The organism is Prosthecobacter sp., assembly GCF_020439865.1.
GTDB lineage: Bacteria > Verrucomicrobiota > Verrucomicrobiia > Verrucomicrobiales > Verrucomicrobiaceae > Prosthecobacter.
In genome coordinates this window covers 21,907-48,801 of record NZ_JAGRPF010000116.1, presented here as the reverse complement: position 1 = coordinate 48,801, position 26,895 = coordinate 21,907, and the positions used below count along the sequence as shown (strand labels likewise).

The following is a 26,895-nucleotide window of genomic DNA, read 5'->3' as shown; positions in this document are numbered from 1 at the left end:
CGGGTCCGGCAGCAGCGCCAAAGCTCAACCGGCCGAGATTCCACTACGACTGGCATTGGTTCTGGAACACCGGCAACGGCGAGATCGGCAACAACAACGTCCACTCGCTCGACATCTGCCGCTGGGGCCTCGGCGTGACCGGTTTGGGCCGCAGTGTGCTCAGTTACGGCGGCCGTCTCGGCTATACCGATGTGGCCGAGACACCGAACTCGCAGGTCGGCATCTTCGACTTTGGCGACAAAACCATCGTCTCCGAAACACGCGGGCTCAAAACCGCGCCGTTTCATCCGACCATCAAGTCGATGTGGTTCTTCTACGGCAGCGAAGGCATCATCGCCGACACGAACCTCTATGACACGAATGGCAATCTCGTCCGCGCCTTCGAGGGCAAGTCCGAGAATCACTTCGCCAACTTCCTCAACGCCGTGCGCACTCGAAAGCAGAGTGATCTGAAAGCCGAAGTCGAGGAAGGTCATCAAAGCACCGCGCTCTGCCACATCGCGAACATCTCGTATCGCCTCGGACAAACCGCGTCGGTGAACGACATCTCGAAGCATCTCGGTGATCTCAAGGTCCACGATGACGTGCAGGACACGCTTGAACGCACACGCCATTATCTCGCCGATGCCGGAGTCGATCTCGACAAGACCTTGCTCACGCTCGGCCAGCATCTGCGTGTGGATGGCGACAAAGAAAGCTTCCTCGGCAATGACGCCGCAAACGCCTTGCTCGCCCGTGAGTATCGCGCGCCCTTCCTCCTGCCGAAGCTCGGTGAAATCTGATCCTCATGCAGCCCTCCATCGTCCTTCAAAAAATCCGCTCCGGCCAGACCGTCATCACTGCGAAGTCATGCTACACCGATCCTGAGCTGGTTGAAATGATCGCCTCATCCGGCTTTGACGCCGTGTGGATCTGCCTGGAGCACAAGCGCGTCGACGTTGCGATGGTCTACTCCCTCATCCAGGCCTGCCGGCTCGGTGGTGCGGACGCGTTCATCCGCGTGCGCCCTTCGAACTACACGGACGTGCTGCATCTCATCGAGGCGGGAGCGCGTGGCATCATGCTGCCGCGTGTGAAGCATCCGGACGAGGCCCGCGAGGTGGTGCGTGCGATGAAGTTCCCGCCGCTCGGGGCGCGTGGCTTTGATGGCATTCACGCGGAGGCGGACTTTGGCCGCATTCCGCCCGCGGAGTATCTGGCCAAGGCGAATGACGAAAACTTCCTCGCCGTTCAGATCGAGGAGCCCGAGGTGGTGCCGCACATCGACGAGATCGCGGCGATTCCGGGCGTGGATGTGCTGTTTGTCGGCCCGTCAGACCTCACGCTGGGCCTGGGCAAGTTTGGCAAAACCGACGACCCCGAGATGCGGGCGATTTTGGAAAAGGTCGTGACCGCGTGTAAACGTCACGGCAAGGTCGCAGCCATCCCCTGCTCATCGGAGCAGGTGAAAAGCTATCACGCGATGGGCTTCCGCTTCTTCAATGTGATCAGCGACTTCCGCTGCGTCTCCACCGGCATGAAAGCGGCTCGAGCGGCGGTCGAAATCTAACGCGTCATGCCCGTGACCACGCACACGCTCGAAACGGACCTGCTCGTGGCCGGTGGCGGAATCGCGGGCGTGTGTTGTGCGCTCGCAGCGGCACGACTGGGTGCTCGTGTGATCCTTTGCCAGGACCGGAGCGTGCTCGGAGGCAATGCGAGCAGCGAGGTGCGCATGCACATCGTCGGTGCCACTGGCCTTGGCGGTGGTGACGAACTGCAAAACGAACTGCGCGAGGGCGGCATCATCGAGGAACTGCGGCTCGATCTTGCGGTACAGAATCCCCAGCGCTCGCCCGCGCTGATGGATCTCATCCTTTACGACAAATGCCGCCGGGAGCCGAACCTGACACTGTATCTGAACACGACCGTCGCCAGCGCGGTGGTCGAAGGTGATCTCATTCGTGAAGTGCGTGCCGAAAGACCATCCACCGAGGACGCTTTCATCATTCGCGCGAAGACTTTCGTCGATTGCACCGGCGATGGTCGGCTCGGCATCGAGGCGGGTGCGCCATTCATGCGCGGACGCGAGAGCAAGGCGCAGTTTGGTGAATCATTGGCTCAGGACGAGGCGGACGCGAATACGCTCGGCTCGTCGATCATGTTCCAGGCGCACAAACACGACCGTGTGATGCCCTTCGAAGCTCCGCCGTGGGCGAGACGTTTCAGCGCCGAGGACTTCAAGCTGCGGCCGTATGGCCAGAGCGGCTTCGATCTCGGTCTCGAGTACGGCTACTGGTGGATCGAGTGGGGCGGATGCCTCGACACGCTGAAAGATAACGAACGCATCCGCGATGAGTTGCTCGCCATCACGCTCGGCGTATGGGACTTCGTGAAGAACCGCTCTGAAATCGACGCCTCGCACTGGGCGCTGGAGTGGATCGGTTTCGTTCCAGGCAAGCGTGAAAGCCGCCGCTTCATCGGACAGCACATTCTGACCGAGAGTGATCTTCTCACATCAAGTGCATTTCCCGATGCCATCGCCTACGGCGGCTGGCCCATCGACACGCATCCGCCCGAGGGTGTTGATGTGCCGAACGTGCCCCCCTGCACGCAGCATCATCTGCCGTTCATCTACGACATTCCGCTGCGCTGCTGCGTGTCCACCGGACCGCGGAATCTGATGTTCGCTGGCCGCAACATCTCCGCCACGCACATCGCATTCGCCTCGACGCGCGTGATGGCAACATGCGCTGTCGTCGGGCAAGGCGTCGGCACCGCCGCAGCGATCGCCTTGCGGCAAATGGTACTGCCCGCCGACATCGTTGCCGATGCGGGTCTCGTCCGAAACATCCAGCAGCAGCTCCTTCGCGATGATTGTTACCTGATCGGCGTTTCCGACCAAGACTCTGGCGACCTTGTGCGAATCGCCACACAGATCAGCGCTTCGTCCTCGCAAACCGACGTCGACAACATCCGCAGCGGCCAGACGCGCATTGTCACCAAGCTGCCGCCTGATCGAAAGTCACCAGGCCTCCATCGCTGGATGAGCCGCGAGCTGCCCGCCACGCTCGAAATCCACTGGGACGCGCCTGTTTCATTTCGCGAGTTCGTTTTGGTCTTCGACACCGGTTTGCATCGCCTCCTGACTTTATCGCAAGCCGATGGCTACACGCAAAAAATGCAATGGGGCCGTCCGCAGCCCGAAACGGTACGCGATTACGTGTTGAGCATCGAAACACCCGACGGCTGGAGAACCGTCGGAACCATCCAGAACAACCATCAGCGCCTGCGCAGACACGTGTTGCCCGAATCGGTCATCACCACCGCCCTTCGCATCACCATCACCGCCACGAACGGCCTCGACCATGCGCGAGTCGTCGAGGTGCGGGCGTATGCCTGACTTCATGAAAAGCCTCATTCTCGCTCTCGTCCTGACTGGTGTGCATCTCTGCGCTCAGGAAATCCGAACCCTGGCATCGGGTGACGATTACCTCGCCTTTCCGACACTGATCGAGCTCGGTGATCAAGTGCTCGTGAGCTACAAGCGCGGCAGGTCTCACGCGGCCGATGTGGGAGCCACGCAGGAGCTGCTGAGGCTCGACAAGGCAACGGGCAAAGTACTTTCCACGGGCACGCTGGCCACAGTGGACGGCGAGATCATGCAGATGGGAGAGTGGGTGCGCTTTGCGAATGGTGATGTCGGGAACTACATCGACGCACAGGAAGCCCAGGGCTCGCTGAGGACGGGATTGGCCGCGGTGCGGTCCAACAACGGGGGCAAGTCGTTCGGACCCGTGCAGCGTGTCGGCGTGATTGATGGCGTCGAGTATGGCTACGCCTTCGATTCGATCACTCGAGGCACGACGACGTGGATGTTGGTGATGACCTTCGCGAACCTCCCAGGCGGCAAACTCGTTTTCAAAACGAAAAGCCAGCCCGGCTCCGTGGATGTCATTCGCAGCGACGACAACGGCCTCACCTGGCGTTTTGTGCGCAGCATCACCTCCGAACTGGGCGGCGCGCCAATCAATGAGAGCGCCTTCATGCCGCACGGCGATGGTTTCATCGTCACTGCCCGCGGCTACGACAACCGACAGTGGCTCCTGCACACGGATGCGGCGTTTAAGGTGCTTCAAAAGGTCGATCTCAACGCCGCGCATGACTTCCTCACTTCACACATCGGCCGCCCGAGGCTGTTTGCCCGTGATGGCGGCAGCTACCTGCTTGGTCGGAACTGGATTGAGAAAGGCGTCATGCAGCTCGCGCTCTTCAAATTCGATCCTGAGACGCTCGCGATCACCAAGCACGTCGTGCTCGACAACGCGGATAAGCTGCGCGTGGCAGATGGCTACTACGCACAGCCGTATTGGACGCAAAGCGGCGGCCGCACGCGCCTCCACGTCATCACCTACAAACGCGGCACGGAGAATAACGCGTCCATCGTGAAACTCGAGTGTGATTGGGAGGCGGTAGAATGAACACGGACCGCCTGCCGCGTGCGTGGCTCATCGTGGGTGTGCTGTGGGTCGTTGCAGCGCTGAACTACCTTGACCGCATCATGATCACCACGATGCGGGACTCACTCACGCAGGCGGTGCCGATGACGGACGCGCAGTTTGGCCTGCTGACCTCGGCTTTCCTCTGGGTGTATGGTTTGCTGAGCCCGCTGGCGGGATTTCTCGCGGATCGCTTCAATCGCAGCCGATTGATCGTCTTCAGCCTGCTCGTGTGGTCCGCGCTGACATGGCTCACCGGGCATGCGCGAAGCTTTGAGGAGCTGATCATTGTTCGGGCGCTCATGGGCCTGAGCGAGGCCGCGTATCTGCCCGCAGCGCTGGCTTTGATCGCGGATTACCATCGCGGGAGCACGCGTTCGCTTGCCACAGGCATTCACATGACGGGTTTGAGTGTCGGAACCGGCCTCGCGGGCATCGGCGGGTGGCTGGCCCAGAGACAAGGCTGGCGCTTTGCCTTCGATATCTTCGGCTGGTTCGGCATCGCCTATGCCGTGGCGCTGTGGTTTTTGCTGCGTGATCCGCCGGACAGGCGCCAGACCCAAACATCATCGCCCGCACCCCGCCTTGGTGAAGCCCTGCGCAGCCTCTTATCCAGCGGCTCCTTCTGGCTCCTGCTCACATTTTGGGGCCTTCTCGCGCTCGCGGGCTGGGCTGTGGCTGGCTGGATGCCTACCTATTTCAAAGAGCAGTTCCAGCTCAATCAAGGCGAGGCAGGCATCTCCGCCACGAGTTATCTCGCGGTGGCGATGCTGGCCGGAAAAATCCTCGGCGGCGCGTGGGCAGATCGATGGAGCCGCTCGAACGACCGCGCACGCATCCTGGTGCCTGCCATCGGGCTTTTCGTCGCTGCGCCAGCCACGCTCATGCTGGCGAACACCAGTCTTCTCGCGCTCGCCATCGCTGGCCTCTCGATCTATGGCCTCACGCGCTCATTCTCCGATGCCAATCTGATGCCCATCCTCTGTCAGGTGGCCGACAGCCGCTACCGCGCCACGGGCTATGGTGTGCTGAACATGTTCTCCTGCCTCGTCGGCGGAGTCACCGTGTATCTCGGCGGTGTGCTGCGTGATGCACACATCAGCGTGAGCACCCTTTTCATGGCCGCGGCGGCAGGAATGCTCGTGTGCGGCGTTTTGATGACGATGGTAAAGCCCGTCCAAAAGCGTACCCAAGCTCCGTGAAATCCTATTCTTTGATCCTGCTGATAGCCGTTGTGTCCTCAGCCCATGCCGTCGAACCCGTGGACTTCACGGTGAAACTCGAAACGGTGATGAAGCATGATGACGGGAAGTTTCTCTGGTTTCATCCGCGTGCGGCCGCGATTCCGGGCGGTGTTGTGATGACGATCCAGAAGCACCTCAAGGTCTCCGACTACTACTCCGGTCTGCATTTCATGCGGCGCGAGGGTGCGGATGGCGCGTGGAGCGGGCCGCTCCTACCACCTGAGATCGACTGGCAGCCGCAGCCGGATGGCGTGACCATCAGCGTGGCGGATGTGACCCCCGGATGGCATGAGGAGACAGGCAGGCTGATCGCCATCGGTGCGCGAGTGCGCTACAGTCCGAAGGGCAGACAACTCGAAGATGTGAAGCGCTCGCATCAGACGGTGTATGCCGTCTTGGACCCGAAAACGTCGAAATGGACGCCGTGGCAGGTGTTGCAACTGCCGGATGACGAGGAGTTCGACTTCGCCCGCAACGCCTGCTCTCAATGGGTGGTGAAAAGCGACGGAAAACTGCTCGTGCCGCTCTACATCGGCAAAAGCGCCAAGAATCGCTTCAGCACGACGGTGACCGAATGCCGCTTCGATGGCGACAAACTCGTCTATGAGCGAAACGGCGATGTTTTGCGTCTCGGTGTGGCGCGTGGGCTTTACGAACCGTCATTGATCGCGTTTGGTGGTCGCTACTTCCTCACGTTGCGCAACGACGAGCGTGGCTACGTGAGTGTGAGCGATGACGGTCTGCATTTTGCTGAGCCGAAGCCGTGGACCTTCGACGACGGCGCTGAACTTGGCAGCTACAACACGCAGCAGCACTGGCTGACGCATCGCGACGGCCTGTTCCTCGTTTACACACGCCGCGGCGCGAACAACGACCACATCGTCCGCCATCGAGCGCCGCTTTTCATGGCACGTGTCGATCCGGAGAAGCTCAATGTCATTCGTGCCAGCGAAAAGATCATCGTTCCCGAGCGCGGAGCCGAGATGGGAAACTTCGGAGCATGCCGCATCAACGACAATGAGTCCTGGGTGACCGTGTCTGAAGGCATGTTCATGAAGGACTCCGCCAAACGCGGCGCCGAGGGCGCGACCTTCGTAGCGCGCATTCAATGGTCGAAACCGAACACAAGCGCGCCGTGAGCGAACCCATTGTCTATTTGAATGACCGCTTCCTGCCTGCCTCGCAGGCGAAGTTGAACATCTATGATCTTGGCATCGTGCTCGGCGCGACGCTGACGGAGATGACACGCACGTTCCGGCACAACCCGTTCCGTGCTGAAGATCACGTGGCACGTCTGTATCGCTCGCTGAAGTTCTCCGGCATCACGATTCCGCTCACACCGGAGGAGATGCTCGCCAGAACGAACGAACTGGCGGAGACGAATTGCCAGCTCATCGGCCCGAATGAGGACATAGGCATCGTGCATTTCGTCACGCCGGGTGAAAATGCGCTCTATGCCGGCAGCGCGGGATCCGCAGGACCGTTGCGACCGACGATCTGCATTCACAGCTTTCCGCTGCTCTTTGAAATGTGGCGGCATTTGTTCACGGAGGGTGCGCATGTCGTCACCCCGTCGATCCGACACATCCCGCCGCAGTGCATTGAGCCAAAGATGAAGAATCGCAGCCGTCTTCACTGGTGGCTGGCCGACAAACAATCCCAGGCAGTCGATCCGCGTGCGATCACGCTGCTGCTCGACCTCAATGGCAACGTCACCGAGTGCGCGGGCTCGAATTTCGTCATCGTGAAGGGAAACACCATCATCTCGCCCACCACGCGAAACATCCTGTGCGGCGTCAGTCTGCAAACCGTGAAGGAACTCGCGCCGCAGATCGGCATGGAGTTCGTGGAGAAGGATTTTCAGCCTTACGATGTGGTGATTGCGGATGAAGCCTGGCTCACGACCACCCCCTACTGCATGGCGCCTTGCACCAAGATCAACAACACGCCCATCGGCGATGGCAAACCAGGGCCGTGGTTCCAGGAGATGCTCGCCGCGTGGAGTGCGCTGGCGGGACTCGACATCATGGCCCAAGTGCTGCAAAAATGAATCTGGGCGGTGGCTGAAACAAGGCCGCGTCTCCCCCTGTAGGAATGAGCCGTGAATGTTTGGCTCCAACAACGTGGTCACGCAGCGCCGGATCCTGAACGGCGACGGCTGCTGAAATCGTTGTCGGCGGGCGTGCTGGGACTCAGCGTGCCTGAATGGCTGGCCATGCAAGCGCGTGCGAGCAATGCATCGAAGGCCATTGAGCGCGGGCAGGCGAAGCGCGTCCTGGTGATTTATGAGGAGGGCGGCATCAGCCAGATGGATTCGTTTGATCCGAAGCCGGACGCGCTGATCGACCACCGCTCGCCGTTCAAGCCGATCCCGACCAGCGTGCCGGGCACGCATTTCTCCGAACTGATGCCGCTGACGGCGAAGCAGGCGCATCGTCTGTCCGTAGTACGCTCGATGACCTCCGCGCCGACGGCGGGGCACAAAGAGTGCTGTCAGGAGTTCTTCAAAGGCTATCGAAACTCGAATGCCTTCGACTTTCCCGACATCGGCTGCGTGGTGACCGAACTCATGGGCACGGAACGGCCCGAGATGCCGGGTTACATTTTCTGTCCGGGCATCAACATGCCGAACGCGATCACCAGCACCGGATTTCTGCCCGCGAGTCGTGCCCCATGGAAGCTGGGCACGAAGAGCCTCGGCGAGGACTTGAGCGATCCGCAGTGGAAGGTGCGCTCGCTGGAACTGCAAAAGGGCCTGCAACGTGAACGCCTGCTGGAGAGGCATCGCCTCCTGCAATCGCTCGATGTCGGAACCGTGGCAGAATCGACGGCCGGACAGGTGATGAAGGGGAACACCCAACACGCGCTCGATCTGCTCACGAACGACGAGGCGAAGCAGGCGTTTGACCTCTCACGCGAATCCAACGCGACACGGGACCGCTATGGGCGCGATCATCGGGGCAACTGCTACCTGCTCGGACGTCGCTTGATCGAATCCGGTGTGCGTTTTGTCACCGTCACCTGCATCCAGCCGCCGGAGCATGTGAAGCGTCCTGGTTACGGCCAGCCGGGTGGTGTGTTTCTGAACTGGGATCATCATGAGGGCATCTACAACAACGGCCCGTGCGGCGGACCGCAGGGAAACAGCAATCAAGAACGCTATGGCCTGCCGCATCCAGTGATGATGCCGAGCCTGGATCGTTCCTTCAGCGCGCTCATTGAGGACATGCATCAACGCGGCCTGCTGGAGGAGACGCTTGTCTGCTTCGTCACTGAAATGGGCCGCACGCCGCGCATGAACAAGAACGGCGGTCGCGATCACTGGGCGCGTGCGATGTCGATTGCGTTCGCGGGCGCAGGGTGTCCCGGGGGCGCGGTCATCGGCGCGACTGATCGCGAGGGCGGTGATGCGACTGACGCTCTCTACACGCCTTACGACTATGCGGAGACAATCTACCGCAAGCTGGGCTTCCCCGACACACAACGGCTCGAGCGACCCAATGGAGTCGCCGTGCCGCTGTCGGACGGCGGGAAGGCGATTCGCGAGTTGTTCTGATCATGACGCGACTAGTCCTCTGCCTTTTAATCACCGCCTGGCCATGCCTCGCGCTAGACGATGCTCCCAACTGGGTGCTCGAAGGCAACGCTCCATGGCAGGCACGTGACTCGCAGGCGGAGTGGGTTTTCAAGAATCAACTCTGGATCGGCGGCGGATGGTTTCAGTCCTATGCCGAACCACCACGCGATGTGTGGTCATCGGGGGATGGTACAGCGTGGAAGCAGGTCGAACAGAACGCCCCGTGGCTGCACAGCGATCTGCCGATGAACATCACCTTCGCCGACAAGTTGTGGATCATGGGCGGCTGGTACAAAGGCCGGTTGCCCGGGCATTCCGCCAGCAATCAGGTGTGGGCTTCGAGCGACGGATTGAAGTGGAAGCAGATCACCGCGAATGCGGAATGGTCGCCACGTCTGGCCGGAGGCCTGGTGGAACATCGTGGCCGGCTTTGGATGCTTGGCGGCACGGAGAATTACTACTTCGGCGATGACGCGAGTTTGAAGAGTGACGTGTGGAGTTCTGCTGATGGCAAAGAGTGGAAGCAGGAAACGGCGAAGGCTGCGTGGGCGCCGCGTGGTTATCATCAAGCCGTGACGCTCAACGACAAGATCTACATTCTCGGTGGCGGGAGCTACACTCCGGGCTATCACGCGAGGAATGACGTGTGGTCGTCGAGCGATGGCATCAACTGGACCTGCGAAACCGAGTCCGCACCCTGGGAGCCGAGGCTGTGGTTCAGCGCGGCGGTGTATCGCGGTCGCATGTGGGTGCTGGGCGGCTGGTCGAAAGAGAAGGACAACTTTGGCGACGTCTGGCACAGCGCCGATGGCAAAAACTGGCAGCGGTTCGAAACCAAAACCTGCTGGAAGGCGCGACATGAACACTCGGCTTTCGTGTTTCAGGACAAACTGTGGGTCGCCGGAGGTCACGCGAGGCCGCTGTCGAATGAGGTGTGGTCGTTGAGCCTGCCGCAGAGCTGGAAACCCGTGGCGGACGCCCAAAGCCTGCCGGTGATCACGTTGCCGGTGCGCGTTCACCTCATGCAGTCGGATTCAATCAAGGCGATGCATACCACACTCACCGAGGCGGACGTGAAGCGCATCATGGGCAAGGTGAACAAGGTTTGGTCGCAGGCCGGCATCCAGTTTGAAATCGAGTCGATCGGACCAACGGCGGCGGTCGCGCTGAAGACGGAGATGCGTTTAAAACCCGAGTTCAACCGCGTGCATGCAATGATTCCAAAGGACCGGCTCAGCGGGTCGGCGATTGATGTGTGTTATGTGAAGGAGATTGCGCCGAACGGATTTTATTATGGCGAACCGATTGTCGTGAAGGACACGGCGAAGCTCAAAGAGGTGATCGGCGGCCTCGACGAGCCACTGCCTCGCGTCACCTCGCACGAGATCGGCCACGCGCTGGGTTTGAAGCACCGACAGGACAAAACAAACCTCATGCAGTCCGGCACGACGGGTTTCACCCTGAACGAACAGGAGATTTCGACGGCGCGCGCCAGAGCACGGCAGTACCTGATCGAACACCAAGGCCAAGAATAGACACGTCCACGACAAAACCGAGGTACGAAGGCTGTATTGGTTGCATGCGTTCGCTCATCCTGTCCCTCCTGACTGTTGTCTCCCTGCAAGCCGCTGATGCCCCCAAGACCGCATTGATGGCCGGCGCCGCCACCAGCAACATCACGCCGGAACTCGGCGGCGAAGTCGTCGGCGGCTTCGCTCCGTTCCCCTGCACGCACATTCATGACGAACTGCACGCACGCTGTCTCGTGCTCGACGATGGAAAGTCGAAACTCGCGCTCGTGGTGTGTGATCTGCTCGGCCTGCACCGCAGTGTGTCGCTGAAGGCGCGGGAATACATCGAGGCGGAGACGGGCATCCCGGCGGCGAACGTGCTCATCTCCGGGACGCACACGCATTCGGCGGTCAATGCGCTTGGCGGTCCGGTGCGCGGTTACTTCTCCGATCAGGAACTGACCGACTATCAAAAATTCGTGGCACGGCGCATCGCGGACGGCGTGCGGCGTGCGGTGAATCTGCTGCGCCCGGCGGAGATTGCCTTTGGCACGGTGGATGTTCCGGAGCATGTGCACATTCGCCGCTGGTTTCTGAAGGAGGGCGAGATGCCGCCGAATCCCTTCGGCAAGATCGACAAGGTGAAGATGAACCCGGGCGCGGGCAATCCTGCGCTCGTCGAACCTGCGGGCGAACCTGATCCCAAGGTGTCCTTCATTGCGCTGCGTGAGATCGGTGGGCGCATGATCTCGATCTATTCCGCTTACTCGCTGCATTACGTTGGCGGTGTCGGCAGCGGGCACATCTCCGCCGATTACTACGGCTACTATTGCGAGGCCCTGAAACGTCTGCAGACCGGTGACGCAGACGATCCGCCTTTCGTCGCCATGATGGCCAACGGCACCAGCGGCGATGCGAACAACATCAACTTCCGCCATCCGCAGCCGCGCAAACAGCCGTATGAGCAGATGCGTTACGTCGCGGAAGATGTCGCCTCCAAGGTTAACGGCGCCCTCGCCAAGGTGACGTGGGAAAACAGCGCTCCGCTCGCCGCCCGCTATCGCGAACTCGATGTGAAATGGCGCGCGATTCCCGACGATCTCATCGCTTGGGCGAAGGAAACCGAGGCACAGGCGCCACGCATCAAAGGCGGCAAGGCAGATCTGCCACTTGCCTACGCCGGGCGCGTGCAGCGCCTCGCCCAGGCCAGCCCGGAGACGAAATTCCCCGCGCAAGTACTGCGCATCGGCGATGTCTGCATCGGCTCCTCACCCTGCGAGACCTTTGCCGAAACCGGCGTGGAGTTCCGCAAGCGCAGCCCGTTTACGAAGTCATTCATGGTCGAACTCGCGCACGGCTACTACGGCTACATGCCCACACCGCGTCACTTTGAACTCGGCGGTTACGAAACATGGCCTGGCACGAACAACACCGAGTCGCAGGCTTCGGTGAAGCTGATGAAAGCGTTATTGGAGATGGCGGCGGAGGTTCAGACACAGCCTCAGCCATGAAGCCCGTCGCCGTCGGGCTGTGGTTCGCGTTTGCCCTGCCCGCCATGTCCGCATGGCAGGCTGGCGCGGCCAGAGCGGACATCACACCGACGGAATCCGTGCCGCTCGCAGGTTACGGCGGCAAGACGCGCATGTCGGAGCGCGTGGAGCACCCGATATGGCTGAAGGCGCTGGCGCTCAAAGATGATTCCGGTGCGATCTCTGTGCTCGTGACGGCGGATCTGGTGGGATTGAGCGACAAGATGGTTTCGGTGATCACGACGTCGGCGCGGGAGAAACACGGCCTCCCAAGAGAGCGGCTCATCTTGAACACCTCACACAATCATTCCTGTCCGGTGACGGAGGATGTGCTATGGCTGTATTATGAATTCACGCCGGAGGAGGCAGCGGCGCGGGATCGCTACACGCAAAGAGTCTATGAGAAGTATGACGAGGTCATCGCCGCTGCGGTTGCGAATCTCGCACCTGCGGAACTCGCATTCGAGCAGGGGCTGGCAGGAGTCGCGGTCAATCGACGACGTTCGCGCGGACCCGAAAGCCGCGCCTTCGGAGGACAGGTGGATCAGGACGTGCCGGTGATCACAGTGAAGGCAGGAGACGACCTCAAGGCCGTCGTGTTTGGCTACTCCTGCCACACGACGGCGCTCGGCGGGCTCAGCATCAATGGCGACTACGCCGGCTTCGCGCAGATCGAACTGGAGAAGTCGTTTCCAAGTTGCGTGGCGATGTTTGTGCAGAATTGCGGCGGCGATGCGAATCCGCTGCCACGCATTCGCGGCAAGGACCTCGAAGCGACCGAACTGGCATCGATGTATGGCAAGGTTCTGGCTGAAGCCGTTCGTCAGGTGATCGCGGCCAGGATGAAACCGCTGAGCAGTCCCATTCGTGCAGCGATGGGCGAAACGAAGCTCCAGCTTCAGCCCGGCATTCCGCTCGATGAACTGAAACAGCGCGTGCCCAATCTCAGCGGTATGCCGAAACGCGAGTTCGAGCACTTTATACGGCAATACGAGACGCTGGGATCTCCGCCCGACCACGTGAACTATCCCGTTCAAGTCTGGCAGTCCGGTTCCGATCTCACCTTCATCGCCCTCACCGGCGAAACGGTGGTGGATTACTCGCTCAAATTCAAAGCAGCCTACGGCTGGAACAACACGTGGGTCTGCGGTTACAACAACGACCTGACGAGCTATGTGCCGAGCCTGCGCGTGCTGAAGGAGGGCGGCTACGAAGGGGTGACCGGCATGTTCGAATACGGCCATCGCGCGCCTTACACAGAGGCCGTCGAGAAACTGATCACAACGAAAGTCGAGGATCTCGTGAAATCAACGAAGTGACTACTTGCCGACGATTGGAGCCGTTTGCTCCGGAGTCGCACGACCGCCGGGTAGTTCGAGAATCTTGATGTTCCGAAAGTGGATCTCGGCGCCTTCGGACTCGAGGCAGAGGTAGCCTTTGCGCACACTCGACTGGCTGATGCCGTTGACGAACTTGCCATTGATCGAGTGTTTGATCGTTCCATCGACGCAAACGACGTCGTAGGTGTTCCATTCACCCTTGCCCTTGCACCGCATTTCAAAAGACATGCTGCGTTTGCCGCGTGGATTGTCCGGCACGGCTTCGAGGCCGTTCGCGCCGAAGAGTTCGCCGGAGACATATCCAGGATGATTCGGTTTGCCGTCCTTGCCGGGATGCAGGTTGGGCCATTCGAGTTCGAGCATCTGCACTTCCATGCCCTTGGGCAGCGGCCGGTCAGGCGGCGTGGTTCCCTCGCTCCAGACAAAGACACCGGAGTTTCCTCCTGCTTCCATGTGCATCCATTCGATGTGCAGGATGAAATTCTCGTACTGCTTGTCGCTGCGCATGACGCCGGTGGGTTTGCCGGTGCAGACGAGCAGGCCGTCCTTCACGCTCCAGGTTTCGGGGCTGGTGTTCACGTCCACCCAGCCTGTGAGGTCCTTGCCGTTGAAGAGATCGCGCCACTGCGGGACATCGGCACTGAACACGGGAGCAAAACAAAGAGCGAGTGTGGCAAAAAGAAGTGATTTCATGATCCGAGGCGCAGGTTTGTTTTAAACGTGAGATCCGCCCGCATTGATCACACGGATCACCAATCCGGGGCAGCCCAACCGAAACGGCGCCCAAGCAGCGCATCCGACGCCAACCCGAGGGCATGACAGGACCAAAACTCGGGCTCCATGAGGACGACTTTCCGTTTGAGCGGGACGGGCTTCCGCGCTAACCAGCGCCCTTCCATTCCATGAGCAGCCCCTCCGCACACACCTACAAAGAAGCCGGCGTCGACATTCACGAAGCAGCATCGCTGGTCGATGACATTGGCGTGCTGGTGCGGCGCACGCAGCAGAAGCGGAAACTGGCGAATCCCTTTGGCCTCTTCGCCGCCGCGTACGACCTCAGCGGTTACAAGCATCCCATCATCCTCACGGGCTGTGACGGCGTGGGCACGAAAATCGAACTGCTGCTCAAGCACGACCAGCTCGAAGCCGCTGGCAAAGACCTCGTGGCCATGAATGTCAACGACGTGCTCACCACCGGAGCGGATCCGATCATGTTCCTCGATTACGTGGGCATCCCGAAGATCCAGAAGACACAGATCACCCGCATCATTGCCGGCATGACCGACTATCTGGAGGCCTGCAACTGCATCCTCGCCGGTGGTGAGACGGCCGAGATGCCCGGCATGGTGCCCGAGGGCATGGTCGAGCTCAGCGGCTTCGCCATCGGTGCCTGCGAAAAGGAAGACATGCTCGATCCTGGCACCATCACCGCGGGCGACGTGCTCATCGGCTGGCCCAGCGCGGGTTTCCACGCCAATGGCTTCAGCCTCGTGCGCCGCATCATCGAGAAGGAGAATCTCCAGTTCAGCGAGGACGAAATGCGCACGCTGCTGCACCCGACGTTGCTTTATCATGAGGAGACTAAGGCGCTCAAAGCTGCTGGCGTCCGCCCGCGTGCCATGGCGCACATCACCGGCGGTGGTCTGCCGGAAAATCTGGGCCGTATCTTCCTGAAGCGTGGTCTCGGCTGCAATCTGCGCATTCCTTTCTGGCAGAACGACGTTGTGCAGAAGGTGCTGCGTCACGCGGATCCGAAGGACGCCTTCGACACCTTCAACATGGGCCTCGGCTGGGTGGCGATCGTTTCACCCGAGGACGCAGACAAAGCGCTGGCCTGCGGCAAGAACGCGAAGATCATCGGCACGATGGACACGAGCGCTCAGGTGAGCGTGGAGATCGTCTGATCTCGTTCCGATTTCACGCACGCCGGCGACGCAGGGCGGCGAGGCCGGACAGCAAGATCAGCATGGCGCTGCCGGGTTCCGGCACGGGCAGAAACATGGTGCTGTAGGTGTTGTTGGCCACGTTCGCACCGAGGATCGCCCCATCGAGATTGTCGGACATCCAGTGGATGCCTCCGTAGATGCGGCTCATGCCCGCTTCGCGTGCGGCTTCGCTGAAACTGCTGAAACTGCGGGTGTAACCGGCGGGAAGGAAGGGCGATTCCGAGTCGGTGGTGAAAGCGATGTCGTCGGTGCCGAAGAAGTTCGCCAGAATCGTCGCACCGGTCATGCTGAAACCGCTGTGGCCACTGCTGTAGGCGCCAAACGAAGGATTCGGGATGAGCGGTGTCCAGAGTGCATCTTCAACGGTGTCGGGGTTGCCGTCTGTGCTGGCGGTGTTGATGGCGAGCATCGGACGCCACGTATCGAAGAAGACCTTCGCATCCCAGGAGGCGATGCCGGCATCGGCTTCGGCAATGTTCAGCAAGGCGAAGAGGCGGGCGTTTTCCTCGACGCTCAGGCCCATGCTGGCGGAGATCGATTCGGCAATGCGGTTCCAGTGCCCCGGCGGCGAGGCGGTGCCGGGCCCGTCCACCCAGAAGTAGGCGATGGCCGTCTGCTCGGCGGTGCGCAGGGTGCTGTTCGTGCCTCCGAGGTCCTTGACCATGTTGAATTCCGCCGTGTAGGCCGCGCTCTGCACCCAGGAGGTGTAATCGCTCGGCTGATAACCGTTCGGTCCGGCAGGACGGAACTGGCTGGACGAGGTCATGGCAAAGGGCGTCATTTCGCTCCATTGAGGTTTAACGAAGGAACCGGAACCGCTTCCCCAAGCACCTGGTGTGGTGCCTGGCTGCCAGTGCCCCACGGTGCCGACCGGCTGCGGCGCGTAGCTCGACACCGCGTCTTTGCCGTCGTTGAGACGCGCATTGATCATCGCCTGACCGGCGGCCAGGCCCACCTCATATCCACGGGTGCGTGCATCACCCACTGCCACGGATGCCATCTGGGTGTTGTACAGCGTAGTGAAATTGTCGAGGTAGGGATTCCCGGCGCCATACAGGTCCGTGTAGATCGAAGTCATCACCGTGTAGGCAGCCGTGGCGGCCGCGGCCGTCGTATCGGTGGAACTCCCCGCCGTTGCGGGATCGAAGTAGCCCAGATAGGAGGAGTAATTGCGGTTAATTGAGTTCACTGCGTCATACATGGACCCGCCCAGCATGCCCATGGTGCGCGAGTTGCAGGGGGGCGTGGCGGTGCTCCCTTCGTCTACGAAGGTCTGCCGCATCAGTGCATTCCATTCCGTTATCACGTCCGCCCGAGCCGACGCGGCAAAGGCGAGCGACAGAACGATGGGAAGGTGGAGTTTCATGAAAAAGCGGTGAGGCGAGCGCGTGGAGATCGTATAAACATCCATAATCTATAACTTTCATAACTTAATTCAAGGCTGACTTATTGAATTTTTAGCTTTCCTAACCAAATTGCCTCGCTTCCCTCCCTCAAGCTCATGTCCACCCGCCTCCTCCCCCTCCACTGCCTGATCTGGGTCGGCCTGCTGGCCTCCCACGTCCCCTGTCCTGCTCAAAAGGCCCCGGCGAAACCCGCTCCCAACCCGGTGCTGGCTCCGATTCAGGATGTCGCAGGCCTGCCGCGGGTGCTGCTCATCGGCGATTCCATCTCCATGGGCTACACCCTGCCCGCGCGGAAACTGTTGGAGGGCAAAGCTAACGTCCATCGCATCCCCGCAAACGGCGGTCCGACCAAGAACGGGGTCGCCAACATCGCCAAATGGCTCGGCACCGGAAAATGGGACGTGATTCACTTCAACTGGGGCATCCACGACCTCAAGTACATGCCCGATGGCAAACGCCAGGTCGAACCCGCTGAGTACGAAGCCAATCTGCGCAGCCTCGTCGCCACCCTGAAAGCCACCGGCGCCAAACTGATCTGGGCCAGCACGACGCCGATCCCTGAAGGCGAACTCAATCCGCCGCGCAAGTTCGGCCAGGTGAAGGAATACAACGACATCGCGGCCCGTGTGATGAAGGAAAATGGCGTCGCTATCGATGACCTGAACGCATGGATGACGCCTCGCTTCGAGGAACTTCACAAGCCGAAGGACCTGCATTACATCGATGCTGGCAGCGAGCATCTCGCGAAGAAGGTGGCCGAATCGATCTCGCAGGCACTTGCGAAATAGGACGGGCTGGAAACACGGGCGCAAATTGTAGCTTTTTCCCCGGCTTTGCAGGGCATGGTGTGCAGCCTTCGTCAACCCAGCCCCACCAACGCCATGAATGCCCGACGCCCTTCCCGTCTGCTCGCTCTGACAGTTCTGCTGCTCATGAGCGCCACCTGGCTTCACGCCGCAGACCAGCCTGCCAGCGCACCGGCCGCTGAGAAACTGCGCGAGTCCATGCTCCTGCCCGGTGTCAGCCTAGCCGAAGGCGTGTCTGAAATCACCGGCGTCGCCATCAGTCCGCTGCTCGGTGTCAGCGCCATGGGAGCATGGACCTACTACAAGACAGAACCGGCCTTGCGACACCGCCTGCCTTGGTACTGCCATCCCGGCGTCTGGGGCACCGGTTTGTCCCTCATCCTCGTCTGCTTTTTGAAGGATTTCCTCGGCGCGGCGGCTCCGGCGCTGGTGAAGAAGCCGCTCGATTTCGCCGAGTTGTTTGAAAACAAAATCAGCGCCCTCGTCGCCAGTGTGGGATTTGTGCCGCTGGTCGCTCTCGCCATGGCCCAGATCGACAAGTTGCAACCGCAGGCCGTCGTTCCTTCCACCGGGGGCCACCTGGCCGTCGTCCCGGTGGCGAGCATCATCGACTTCGGTGTGCATACGCCCTGGCTGTCCATCCCCGTCGCCATCGTGGCCTTCGGCGTCGTCTGGCTCAGTTCGCACGCCATCAACGTGCTCATCGCGCTTTCGCCGTTTGGCATTGTCGATGCGGGCCTCAAGCTCGCCAAACTCGGCCTCATCACGCTCGTGGCCGGCAGCACGATGATCCACCCCTACGCGGGTGCGCTTGTTTCGTTGGTGCTCATCGTCATTGCACTGCTGCTCGCCGGCTGGTCCTTCCGCCTCACGCTGTTTGGCACGCTCATGGGCGCTGACTTCCTGCTCAACAAACGCGCGTCCGAGGACGACCTGAAAGACGGCGTGAAAGGCTTCCTCGCCCGCCGTGTGGACGGCGTGCCGGTTCGCACGCTGGTCAAACTCAAGCACGATGCCGCCGGTCTTCCGACCATCGGCTTTCACCCTTGGCTGATGCTGCCAGAGCGCCACATCACCCTGCCGCCAGCAGACATGGTCGTGTACAAAGGCCTGCTGCACCCAACCGTCGCGCATCGCGCCCCCGACGGAAATTCCGGTGCGCAACACAGCCTCATCCTGCTGCCGCGTTACCGCAGGCTGGAGGAGACCATCGCCCGCAGCTACGGCTGTCAGGAAGTCATGGACAGCACGCTGCTGCGCGGACTCAAAGCCATGCGTCAGTGGCTGGTGAACATGCTTTCCACCGGGAGAAATCTCATCGAAGCGCGGGGAAGCGCGAGTGAGTGAAGTTGCGCGGCGGTCTTTCCCGCTTATCTACGCGGCCCGCTTATGCACAGCTTCCGCTACCATCAGGGCGAATTGTTCGCCGAAAACGTCCCGCTTCAATCTCTCGCCGAAAAGCACGGCACGCCGCTCTATGTCTATTCCAAGAGCACGATCACCGGCCATTTCACGCGCCTGGATGCCGCGCTTTCGAAGCTCGATCATCTGATCTGCTATGCGGTGAAGGCGAATTCCAACCTCGCCATCCTCAACGCCATCGCCAAGCTCGGCGGCGGCTTCGACATCGTCTCCGCGGGTGAGCTCTACCGCGTCATCAAGGCGGGCGGCGATCCCGGCAAGTGCACCTTTGCCGGCGTCGGCAAGACACGTGACGAGATTGAATATGCACTCAAGCAGGGCATCTACTGCTTCAACGCCGAGTCCGAGGCGGAGCTGCATTACATCAACCATGTCGCCGGAGAGCTTGGCTTGCAGGCCCCCGTGGCCGTGCGCGTGAATCCGAATGTGGATGCGAAGACGCATGCGAAGATCACCACCGGCAAGAGCGAGAACAAGTTCGGCATCGACTTCGACCAGATCCTCGACGTCTACGCACGCGTGGCCGCCGACTGCCCGAACCTGATCATCAAGGGCCTGCAGATGCACATCGGCTCGCAGCTCACCAACGTGGATCCCTTCCTCGAAGCGGTGCAGAAGGTCATCCCGCTCGTCACGCAGGTGAAGAAGAGCTACGGCATCGAATTCTTCAGCATCGGCGGCGGCATCGGCATCAACTACAAGCAGAGCCTCGACTCTGGCGACGCCACATGGTGGGAAGAAAACGCAGAGACGCATCCGCTGACCGTGCAAGCCTACGCAGACGCCGTGGTGCCGCATCTCGCCCCGCTCGGGTTGAAAATCCTCTGCGAACCCGGCCGCTTCATGGTCGGCAACGCCGGTGTCATGCTCACCAAGGTGCTTTATGAAAAGCGCGGCTCCGCCAAGATCTTCAAGATCGTTGATGCCGGCATGAACGACCTCATCCGCCCGACCCTCTACGAAGGCTGGCATCAGATTGTGCCGCTCAAGCAGCCGAAGAACGACAAAGTCGAAAAAGTCGATGTCGTCGGCCCCATCTGCGAATCCGGCGACTTCCTCGCGCAAAACCGCGAACTGCCGATCGTGAAGGAAGGCGAGTATCTGGCCGTGCTCAGTTCCGGCGCCTATGGTTTCACCATGGCCTCGAACTACAACACGCGTCCCATGCCCGCCGAAATCCTCGTCGAGGGTGACAAGGCCACCATCGTGCGCGAACGTCAAACTTTGGATGATGTGCTCAAAGGCGAGCACATCGCCTGATCGAATTTCGCGCGCCCTCACGATGCACATCGCCGACATCCTCAAAACCCAGCGTCCCACGCTCTCGTTTGAGTTCTTCCCGCCCAAGTCCGCGGAGGCCTCCGAGGCGCTTTATCGGACCATCGGCGAACTCGAAGCCTTCAAGCCCTCCTTCGTCAGCGTCACCTATGGCGCGGGCGGTTCCACGCGCGAGTTCACGCACGACCTCGTCGTGCGCATCAAGGAGACCACCTCGCTGGATGCCATCCCGCATCTCACCTGTGTCTGTCACAGCGAGGCCGACATCGCCGCCATTCTCGAACGCTATGCCAGGGCGGGCGTGAGCAACATCCTCGCCCTCGGGGGCGATCCGCCGAAGAACCTCGCCGGTTACGACCGCGCGAAGGACGCCTTCCAGCACGCAGCCGATCTCGTCGCCTTCATCAAGAAGTTCAACGACAGCGGCGCGCATCCCGACAAGCGCGGCTTCGGCATCGGCGTCGCTGGATTTCCTGAAGGCCATCCCACCACGCCGAACCGCGTGCTGGAAATGGACTATCTCAAGGCCAAGGTCGATGCCGGCGCGGACTACATCTGCACGCAGCTCTTCTTCGACAACCACGACTTCTACGACTTCCGCGAGCGCTGCCAGCTTGCCGGCATCCACGTCCCGATCATCGCCGGCATCATGCCCATCACCAGCGCCTCCGGCATGCGCCGCATGGCAGAGATGGCCGCTGGAGCACGCTATCCGGCCAAGCTCCTTCGCGCCATCCAGCGCTGCGGCGGTGACGAGGCCGCCGTGCAGAAGGTCGGCATCCACTACGCCACCGAGCAGTGCCACGACCTGCTCGACCACGGCGTGGACGGCATTCATTTCTACACACTGAACAAATCCCACGCCACGCGCGAGATCTACTCCAGCCTCGGCATTCGCGACTCCGCCGCCGTGCGTCCGCAATCATGAGCGAAGAACTTCCCCTCATCGCGGCCATCGAGGCCGGCGGCACCAAGTTTGTCTGTGCCGTCGGGACCGGACCGCATGATCTGCGCGACGTGACGCGCATCCCCACCACCACGCCGGAGGAAACACTCGCCGGAGTCACCCGCTTCCTCTCCACGGCCAAATCGAAGTACGGTTCCTTTGCCGCGATCGGCATCGGTTCGTTTGGCCCCATCGACCTCGACCCGAAAAGCGAGACCTACGGCTTCATCACCACCACACCGAAACCCGGCTGGCAGTTCACCAACATCGTTCCGAAGCTGAAGGAACGTTACCACGTGCCTGTCGCCTGGGACACGGATGTGAATGCTGCGGTGCTCGGCGAATATCTCTGGGGTGCAGGACAGGACACCGACCCGCTCATCTACATCACCGTCGGCACCGGCGTCGGCGGTGGCGTGCTCATCAACGGCCAGCTCGTCCACGGCCTCCTCCATCCCGAGATCGGCCACCTGCTCGTCCCGCCGCCGCAGAACTCCAGCGCCATCCAGCAGGCCTGCCACTGCCCGTTTCACAAAAGCTGCGTCGAAGGCTACGTCAGCGGCACCGCCCTTGCCTCCCGCTGGGGTGTCAAAGCCGACGCCCTGCCACCCGACCATCCTGCCTGGGAGGAAGTCGCCGACGTCATGGCGCATGCGCTCATGAATCTCACGCTCAGCATCTCCCCAAAGCGCATCATCCTCGGCGGCGGCGTCATGAGCCAGGAGCAGATCCTGCCTCTCATTCGCGGCCAGCTCAAAAGGCTCAACAACGGCTACCTCCGCGTCTCCGAACTCAGCCGCAACATCGACGACTTCATCGTCGCGCCGGGATTGGGTGCACGCTCCGGACTGCTCGGCGCCTTGGCGCTCGGGAAGTACGAGCTGGACCGGCATGCGGGCCGGAGTGCTGATTCGTCAGTGGCTTGATTCGCTTTCCAAGACTCGTCGTTGGTACTTTCATGTCGAATGTGACGCGCACGCGCGCCATATTCGACAAACCGGTGGCCCATAACGTGGTTGACGTACTCGACAGAATTGTTTCTCATCAACTAGTTAGGCCACCTCCATGCACTGGCGCGCGAAAGAGTTTTCGGAGACACTGACAGACGCTGACTGGTTGTCAGAGTCGGACGCCCGCGTCGTGTATGATCGAGTTACACCATTGATGAGTCGTGACCACTACGGTTTAGAGGCGACGGCTGTTCGAGACTTGCAGCGCATTCCGGCAGATGCCGCCGCGACTGATTGGCTGTCATCGCGTATTCCACAGGACGAGTCGTTGCTGCTCATTTTCGGCTCGCGTGAGGTTTGTCGCGTTCCCGCTTGGGCATTTCACGAGCACTGGCAGGATTTGTTTTGTCCGTCACGCGATGATGTTGTCATCATCAGTGAGCGTGGCGGTTGGATTTTATTTTACTGCCATGAGGACGAGTTTGAGTATGGAGAGCCAATGGCCTAACAAATCGCTGCAGCCAACGCCGGTGGGCGTTGTCAGTTCCGCTGGCGCGGGCCACGCCGTTGATCCGGCGTGGCTGAGCTCTAGTCGTTAACTGTCCTCCCACCGCTTCACCCAAAACGTCAGTGTCTTCGGCGATTCGGCTTCTTCACCGATTTCCTTCCACACAAAGGTGGCCTGAAGCTCGGGATGCTTGGTGTAGCCCTGGCTGCACCAGAAGTCGTCGAGAGGACGATAACCTGCGGGACGCAGGGGATGATCGGCAGGGCGGTCCACAGCGCAGAAGGTGCTGAGCTTGAGGCCCAGTTTCTGCACATGCGCCTCGCGATGGGCGAAGAACTCTTTGCCAACGCCGTGGCCGCGATACTCGGGCAGCAGAATTGATTCGCCGAAGTAACAGATGGTGGAGAGATCATAACCAGCCTTCGCAAAGGCTTCCTGAAACTCCGGACCTTCATCGAGCATAGGCAGACAGGTCGTTGCACCGACGACGCGGTCGCCATCGAAGGCGAGGACGACGAGGCTTCCAGTGGAGCGCAGGTAAACTCGCAGGTAGTCGCGCTCATACTCCAGGCTGCCGTCGTAGAGATACGGGTATTCACGGAAGACGGCGATGCGCAACGCGCCGAGGGCGTCGAGATGCGGTTCGAGTTCGGGACCGTGGAAGTTTTGGAGGCGGAGCATGGGAAAGAAATGACGAAACCAGAATGGCGAATGATGAATGAATTCTCAAACCCCAATGGGGCATGCTCCGTGTTCATTGGAGCTTGATTCGTCATTCCTCATTCTGGTTTCGTCATTGGGCGAAGCCCTCCGCCATCTCGCGAATCTTCTTCCGCATGTTGGCGAGGCCGTTCAGACGCGTCGGGGAGAGCATCTTGGTGAAGGCGCAGGCTTCCCAGACCTGTGGTTCGATGACTGCGGCTTCGGCTGGGACGGTGTCATCGTAAAGCTCGCACAGCAGCGAGGCGAGCCCTTTGACCATCGGAGACTCGGCGTCGCAGACGAAATGCGCACGGCCGTCCACAAGTTCGCCATGAAGCCAGACACGGGAGACGCAGCCGGGGACGAGGTTCGCGTCGATCTTGTGAGCCGAGTCCAGCTTCATCCCCGCACCGCGTGAGACGACGGCGTTCAGACGCTCGTGCGGGTCGTGGATGATGTTTAGGTCGTCGATGAGCGACTGCTGTTTCTCCGCGAGGGTCATTTCAGCTTCGCGAGACGTCCCTTGCTCCAGCTCAAACCGTTCTGAATGGCTTCGTCGTTGGCGATGGCACCGGCGAGTTTTTCCCAGATGGCCACGGCATTGGAAAATGCGGCCCTGGCCTCGGTCTTGTTCCCGGCCTTCTCGCTGGTATGGCCGAGCGAGCCGTAAAGCTGCGCAAGCTGGCTGGCCCACATGCGATGCTCGGGCGTGAGCTTGTCCGACTGCGGCTGCGCCTTGATGAGCGCCTCCAGCGATTCCACCGCCTGCTTCGCGATCGGAATGGCGGCGGTCGTTTTGCCGCTGTCGGCGAGCAGTTCGGCGTACTCGCCGCGCAGTTTGGCCTGCAGGAATCCGTAACGTGCGTTGTCCTTGTCGTCGGCGAGGATCTCGTTCACGAGTTCGATGGCATCCTGTTTCTTCTTGGAGGCCTCGCTCGGGCTTCCAGCATCGCGGGCGAGGGAGGCGAGCGCGCCGTAGTTTCGCGCGAGGAGATACTTCACCTCAGCCCACTCCGGCAGCAGGCGGATCAGCTCGAGCAGGATGGGCACGGCCTGATTGTGCGCCTCCTTGGCATCCGCTCCGCTGAAGTGACGGCCAATCAGCTCTGCCAGCTCGGTGTAGGCCTCGGCCAGAAGCAGGGCCTGATCCTGATTTCGCGGGCTGCTGCCGAGCACGAGCTCGCCCATGTCCTTCACGGAGTCGATCAGCGTGTTCAGCGCGTCCTCGATCTTGCCCGCATCACGCTGGCTGATGCCCTTGGCGAACTTGGCGCGGGCGAGGAGGAATTTTTCGTCGTTGATGAGGTCGTGGCCGATGAGCTTCGGATCGAGAATCATCGGCACGCGGGCGAGCGCCTTCTCGGAATCGTCCACATCACCGTTGCGCAGGGTGCGCAGGCCGTATTCCAGCCAGGCGCGTGCGCATTCGTTGCGGGCGAGACGGTTTTTCGGATCGGCCGCGAGGCCTTTGTCGAGGTTCACCGTAGCCTCTTTGAGCAGTTCCAGCGACTCCACATGACGACCTTCATGTCCGCGAATGTCGGAGAGCAGCAGGCTGTAGCGACCGAGCCACTGCTGATAGAGCGCGATCTGCGCTTCTTCGCCCTGGCCTTTCTGGATCAGTTCGGCGGCCTGCGCACGTGCCTTGGTCAGATAAGACACCGCCTGAGCGGTGTCGCGCAACTTGAGGTACAACTGGCCGATGTTGCCATAGGCGCGCAGACGCTCGACTCCCAGCGCGGGTGACGCCTCCAGCGTGGGCAATCCTCTCATGCAATAAGCGAGCGCGTCCCGAAGCTGCTCCTTTTGGAAGCCCGCCTCCATCTCGTTGCCGGTGGGTGTTTGCAGAAGCTGCGTGAGGAACTGGTCCACGGCGTTCTGCGAGTTCTGCAGATTCTGATCCGCCACGGCCTTCGCGGCACGCGCGGTATCGCGCTCGTTCATCACCGTGGTGTTGATGTTCTTCTGCGCGTCGAGCTCGATCTTGTGGTTGGCAGCGAGGCTGTCGATGGTCTTCTCCGCCTTCTGCGCGCGCCGCAGAGTCATGAACGCGTAGATGAAGCAGAGCACAAAGATGGTCAGCAGCGAAATCGCGGACGTCTGCAGCGTGAGCACCTTTTTCGCCTGCTTCTGGCGCTCGCGCACCGTCTGATCGCGCGATTCTTCTAGCAGGTAGTCGCTTTCGAGCACCTCAAACTCGCGCACGACCTCGCGCATGTCAGCCCAGCGTGCTGCGGGATTCAGATCGAGGGCTCGCTCGATGATGTTGTGCCGGCGCTCCTCCCACTTCGACTGCGCCGGATGCGGCCAGTCGATCTTGGGCTGCATTTTGACCGCGCTGAGCAGTTCGTTGCTGTCAATCTGCGCCGCGAGCCCCGCCGCCGCCTGCTGGCGCGCGCGTTCGACCTCGCTGTCCCACATCTCCGCGCCACGTGGCAGCATGCCGTTGAGCAGGCGATACGCCAGCACGCCGAAGCTGTACACATCCCACGAGGGACCGTAACCTGCGAACACACCGTCCGGATTCTCCGCCTGTTCCGGGCAGAGGTGCACAAAATGATCTGTGAGTTCGAGATGATGAATGCCACCCACCCAGCCCTGGGCGATGTCGGTGAGGCGAACGGACGACTCCACATCGTCCTCCAACAGGACGTTCGACGGCCGCAGGTTGCCATGCGGGATGCCGTGCTTGTGCAGCCAGGCGAGGGCATCCGCGACTTCATAGATGTGGCGCCAGGCCTGCTCAGGTGGCAGCCCGTTGCAGGCGGACTCGAGCGTCGGCGTCTGCCACTGGCGGCGGCCGTGGCTGTCCTTTGTCATCACGCCGACGAGCGGCATCACGCAGAAATAGGGCGTCTTGTCGAAACTGTAGTTCTCCACCGGCAGCACGCCGCGATGATGCGGCATCTGCTGCAGGGCACGGAAGGCGGTGGCAAGCGCCTTGCGGTTGATCGCCATCGAACTGAACACTTTCACCGCACAGGCCTTGCCGTTCGACGACACCGCCCGATACACGGCCCCGCACCGCCCGCTGCCGATCAGGTCCTGCAATTCATGTCCGGCGATTTCGGGCAGACTCATGCGTGCTTCAGTTGTCTCTAGGGGAGGAAGGTTGACCCCGGATGGCACGGAAACTGGGCAGAAGCACCATCACGGGCGCGTACGATGGGGGCAGAATGAGAAATCTCAAATCTCAAATGCCGGTTTGCAAAAAACGCGTGCCACAAAGGCCAGCGCCTCCATGCTGAATGC

General features: G+C 61.0%; 22 protein-coding genes and 1 pseudogene. 18 read left to right on the top strand and 5 right to left on the bottom strand.

Annotation, left to right across the window (positions count from 1 at the left end; genetic code table 11):
• The 11 genes and pseudogenes from KDL09_RS14225 to KDL09_RS14175 form a co-directional block, all read left to right on the top strand.
• Positions 1–782: pseudogene (locus KDL09_RS14225) on the top strand (gfo/Idh/MocA family oxidoreductase); the annotation flags it as partial.
• 5 nt (positions 783–787) lie between these two features.
• Positions 788–1,549: an aldolase/citrate lyase family protein gene (locus tag KDL09_RS14220; RefSeq protein WP_294386301.1), complete on the top strand. Its 762-nt coding sequence runs from the start codon at positions 788–790 to the stop codon at positions 1,547–1,549.
• Between the two features lie 6 nt (positions 1,550–1,555).
• Positions 1,556–3,382, top strand: a complete 1,827-nt coding sequence (locus KDL09_RS14215) for an FAD-dependent oxidoreductase (protein WP_294386298.1) — start codon at positions 1,556–1,558, stop codon at positions 3,380–3,382.
• A gap of 4 nt (positions 3,383–3,386) precedes the next feature.
• The gene (locus KDL09_RS14210; protein WP_294386295.1) at positions 3,387–4,460 is read left to right on the top strand and encodes a sialidase family protein; all 1,074 of its coding nucleotides are present in this window, start codon (positions 3,387–3,389) and stop codon (positions 4,458–4,460) included.
• The gene (locus tag KDL09_RS14205; RefSeq protein ID WP_294386294.1) at positions 4,457–5,680 is read left to right on the top strand and encodes an MFS transporter; all 1,224 of its coding nucleotides are present in this window, start codon (positions 4,457–4,459) and stop codon (positions 5,678–5,680) included. Before KDL09_RS14210 ends, KDL09_RS14205 begins: the two co-directional genes overlap by 4 nt.
• Entirely contained in the window at positions 5,677–6,861 is a 1,185-nt protein-coding gene (locus tag KDL09_RS14200; protein ID WP_294386293.1) for a hypothetical protein, read from the top strand. Before KDL09_RS14205 ends, KDL09_RS14200 begins: the two co-directional genes overlap by 4 nt.
• Entirely contained in the window at positions 6,858–7,772 is a 915-nt protein-coding gene (locus tag KDL09_RS14195; RefSeq protein ID WP_294386291.1) for an aminotransferase class IV, read from the top strand. Before KDL09_RS14200 ends, KDL09_RS14195 begins: the two co-directional genes overlap by 4 nt.
• Before the next feature lie 51 nt (positions 7,773–7,823).
• A complete protein-coding gene (locus tag KDL09_RS14190; protein ID WP_294386290.1) occupies positions 7,824–9,278 on the top strand; it encodes a DUF1501 domain-containing protein in 1,455 nt (484 codons plus the stop codon).
• A gap of 2 nt (positions 9,279–9,280) precedes the next feature.
• Complete coding sequence (locus tag KDL09_RS14185; protein WP_294386288.1) at positions 9,281–10,834, top strand: matrixin family metalloprotease; 1,554 nt, start codon at positions 9,281–9,283, stop codon at positions 10,832–10,834.
• 44 nt (positions 10,835–10,878) lie between these two features.
• A complete protein-coding gene (locus KDL09_RS14180; protein ID WP_294386285.1) occupies positions 10,879–12,321 on the top strand; it encodes a hypothetical protein in 1,443 nt (480 codons plus the stop codon).
• A complete protein-coding gene (locus tag KDL09_RS14175; protein WP_294386282.1) occupies positions 12,318–13,658 on the top strand; it encodes a hypothetical protein in 1,341 nt (446 codons plus the stop codon). The genes KDL09_RS14180 and KDL09_RS14175 overlap by 4 nt, the downstream gene beginning before the upstream one ends.
• On the opposite strand, the gene KDL09_RS14170 is transcribed toward KDL09_RS14175, so the two are convergent.
• Positions 13,659–14,372, bottom strand: coding sequence for a DUF1080 domain-containing protein (locus tag KDL09_RS14170; protein ID WP_294386279.1), 714 nt, complete (start codon positions 14,370–14,372; stop codon positions 13,659–13,661).
• Positions 14,373–14,581: 209 nt separating this feature from the next.
• Here KDL09_RS14170 and purM point away from each other — a divergent pair, with 209 nt between their 5' ends.
• Positions 14,582–15,583 carry a phosphoribosylformylglycinamidine cyclo-ligase gene (gene purM, locus KDL09_RS14165; RefSeq protein ID WP_294386277.1) on the top strand — a complete coding sequence of 334 codons (1,002 nt, stop codon included), beginning with the start codon at positions 14,582–14,584 and terminating at the stop codon, positions 15,581–15,583.
• A 13-nt stretch (positions 15,584–15,596) separates the two neighbouring features.
• Here purM and KDL09_RS14160 read toward each other — a convergent pair whose 3' ends face one another.
• A complete protein-coding gene (locus KDL09_RS14160) occupies positions 15,597–16,991 on the bottom strand; it encodes a vanadium-dependent haloperoxidase (protein ID WP_294386272.1) in 1,395 nt (464 codons plus the stop codon).
• Between the two features lie 135 nt (positions 16,992–17,126).
• Here KDL09_RS14160 and KDL09_RS14155 point away from each other — a divergent pair, with 135 nt between their 5' ends.
• From KDL09_RS14155 to KDL09_RS14130, 6 genes are all read left to right on the top strand, one after another.
• Positions 17,127–17,819, top strand: coding sequence for an SGNH/GDSL hydrolase family protein (locus KDL09_RS14155; RefSeq protein WP_294386269.1), 693 nt, complete (start codon positions 17,127–17,129; stop codon positions 17,817–17,819).
• Between the two features lie 93 nt (positions 17,820–17,912).
• Positions 17,913–19,184: a hypothetical protein gene (locus KDL09_RS14150; protein ID WP_294386266.1), complete on the top strand. Its 1,272-nt coding sequence runs from the start codon at positions 17,913–17,915 to the stop codon at positions 19,182–19,184.
• 42 nt (positions 19,185–19,226) lie between these two features.
• Positions 19,227–20,519 (top strand): diaminopimelate decarboxylase, encoded by a 1,293-nt coding sequence (gene lysA / locus KDL09_RS14145; protein WP_294386265.1) that lies wholly within the window; start codon positions 19,227–19,229, stop codon positions 20,517–20,519.
• A gap of 22 nt (positions 20,520–20,541) precedes the next feature.
• A complete protein-coding gene (metF, locus tag KDL09_RS14140; RefSeq protein ID WP_294386262.1) occupies positions 20,542–21,465 on the top strand; it encodes a methylenetetrahydrofolate reductase [NAD(P)H] in 924 nt (307 codons plus the stop codon).
• Positions 21,462–22,409, top strand: a complete 948-nt coding sequence (locus KDL09_RS14135; RefSeq protein WP_294386259.1) for an ROK family protein — start codon at positions 21,462–21,464, stop codon at positions 22,407–22,409. Before metF ends, KDL09_RS14135 begins: the two co-directional genes overlap by 4 nt.
• 139 nt (positions 22,410–22,548) lie before the next feature.
• Entirely contained in the window at positions 22,549–22,941 is a 393-nt protein-coding gene (locus tag KDL09_RS14130; protein ID WP_294386257.1) for a hypothetical protein, read from the top strand.
• Between the two features lie 87 nt (positions 22,942–23,028).
• Here KDL09_RS14130 and KDL09_RS14125 read toward each other — a convergent pair whose 3' ends face one another.
• The 3 genes from KDL09_RS14125 to KDL09_RS14115 form a co-directional block, all read right to left on the bottom strand.
• On the bottom strand, positions 23,029–23,622 hold the full coding sequence (locus KDL09_RS14125; RefSeq protein ID WP_294386255.1) for a GNAT family N-acetyltransferase: 594 nt from the start codon (positions 23,620–23,622) through the stop codon (positions 23,029–23,031).
• A gap of 112 nt (positions 23,623–23,734) precedes the next feature.
• Positions 23,735–24,145 carry a SufE family protein gene (locus tag KDL09_RS14120; RefSeq protein WP_294386253.1) on the bottom strand — a complete coding sequence of 137 codons (411 nt, stop codon included), beginning with the start codon at positions 24,143–24,145 and terminating at the stop codon, positions 23,735–23,737.
• On the bottom strand, positions 24,142–26,724 hold the full coding sequence (locus tag KDL09_RS14115; protein WP_294386250.1) for a protein kinase: 2,583 nt from the start codon (positions 26,722–26,724) through the stop codon (positions 24,142–24,144). Before KDL09_RS14115 ends, KDL09_RS14120 begins: the two co-directional genes overlap by 4 nt.
• Positions 26,725–26,895 lie beyond the last annotated feature (171 nt).

Bases quoted from the DNA above. Each gene is read 5' to 3' on its own strand.
- KDL09_RS14215 (WP_294386298.1), top strand. From the start codon at position 1,556: ATGCCCGTGACCACGCACACGCTCGAAACGGACCTGCTCGTGGCCGGT.
- KDL09_RS14135 (WP_294386259.1), top strand. From the start codon at position 21,462: ATGAGCGAAGAACTTCCCCTCATCGCGGCCATCGAGGCCGGCGGCACC.
- KDL09_RS14170 (WP_294386279.1), bottom strand. From the start codon at position 14,372: ATGAAATCACTTCTTTTTGCCACACTCGCTCTTTGTTTTGCTCCCGTG.
- KDL09_RS14210 (WP_294386295.1), top strand. From the start codon at position 3,387: ATGAAAAGCCTCATTCTCGCTCTCGTCCTGACTGGTGTGCATCTCTGC.
- KDL09_RS14130 (WP_294386257.1), top strand. From the start codon at position 22,549: ATGCACTGGCGCGCGAAAGAGTTTTCGGAGACACTGACAGACGCTGAC.
- metF (WP_294386262.1), top strand. From the start codon at position 20,542: ATGCACATCGCCGACATCCTCAAAACCCAGCGTCCCACGCTCTCGTTT.
- KDL09_RS14115 (WP_294386250.1), bottom strand. From the start codon at position 26,724: ATGAGTCTGCCCGAAATCGCCGGACATGAATTGCAGGACCTGATCGGC.
- lysA (WP_294386265.1), top strand. From the start codon at position 19,227: ATGCACAGCTTCCGCTACCATCAGGGCGAATTGTTCGCCGAAAACGTC.
- KDL09_RS14205 (WP_294386294.1), top strand. From the start codon at position 4,457: ATGAACACGGACCGCCTGCCGCGTGCGTGGCTCATCGTGGGTGTGCTG.
- KDL09_RS14120 (WP_294386253.1), bottom strand. From the start codon at position 24,145: ATGACCCTCGCGGAGAAACAGCAGTCGCTCATCGACGACCTAAACATC.
- KDL09_RS14125 (WP_294386255.1), bottom strand. From the start codon at position 23,622: ATGCTCCGCCTCCAAAACTTCCACGGTCCCGAACTCGAACCGCATCTC.
- KDL09_RS14160 (WP_294386272.1), bottom strand. From the start codon at position 16,991: ATGAAACTCCACCTTCCCATCGTTCTGTCGCTCGCCTTTGCCGCGTCG.
- KDL09_RS14150 (WP_294386266.1), top strand. From the start codon at position 17,913: ATGAATGCCCGACGCCCTTCCCGTCTGCTCGCTCTGACAGTTCTGCTG.
- KDL09_RS14175 (WP_294386282.1), top strand. From the start codon at position 12,318: ATGAAGCCCGTCGCCGTCGGGCTGTGGTTCGCGTTTGCCCTGCCCGCC.
- KDL09_RS14180 (WP_294386285.1), top strand. From the start codon at position 10,879: ATGCGTTCGCTCATCCTGTCCCTCCTGACTGTTGTCTCCCTGCAAGCC.
- purM (WP_294386277.1), top strand. From the start codon at position 14,582: ATGAGCAGCCCCTCCGCACACACCTACAAAGAAGCCGGCGTCGACATT.
- KDL09_RS14220 (WP_294386301.1), top strand. From the start codon at position 788: ATGCAGCCCTCCATCGTCCTTCAAAAAATCCGCTCCGGCCAGACCGTC.
- KDL09_RS14185 (WP_294386288.1), top strand. From the start codon at position 9,281: ATGACGCGACTAGTCCTCTGCCTTTTAATCACCGCCTGGCCATGCCTC.
- KDL09_RS14155 (WP_294386269.1), top strand. From the start codon at position 17,127: ATGTCCACCCGCCTCCTCCCCCTCCACTGCCTGATCTGGGTCGGCCTG.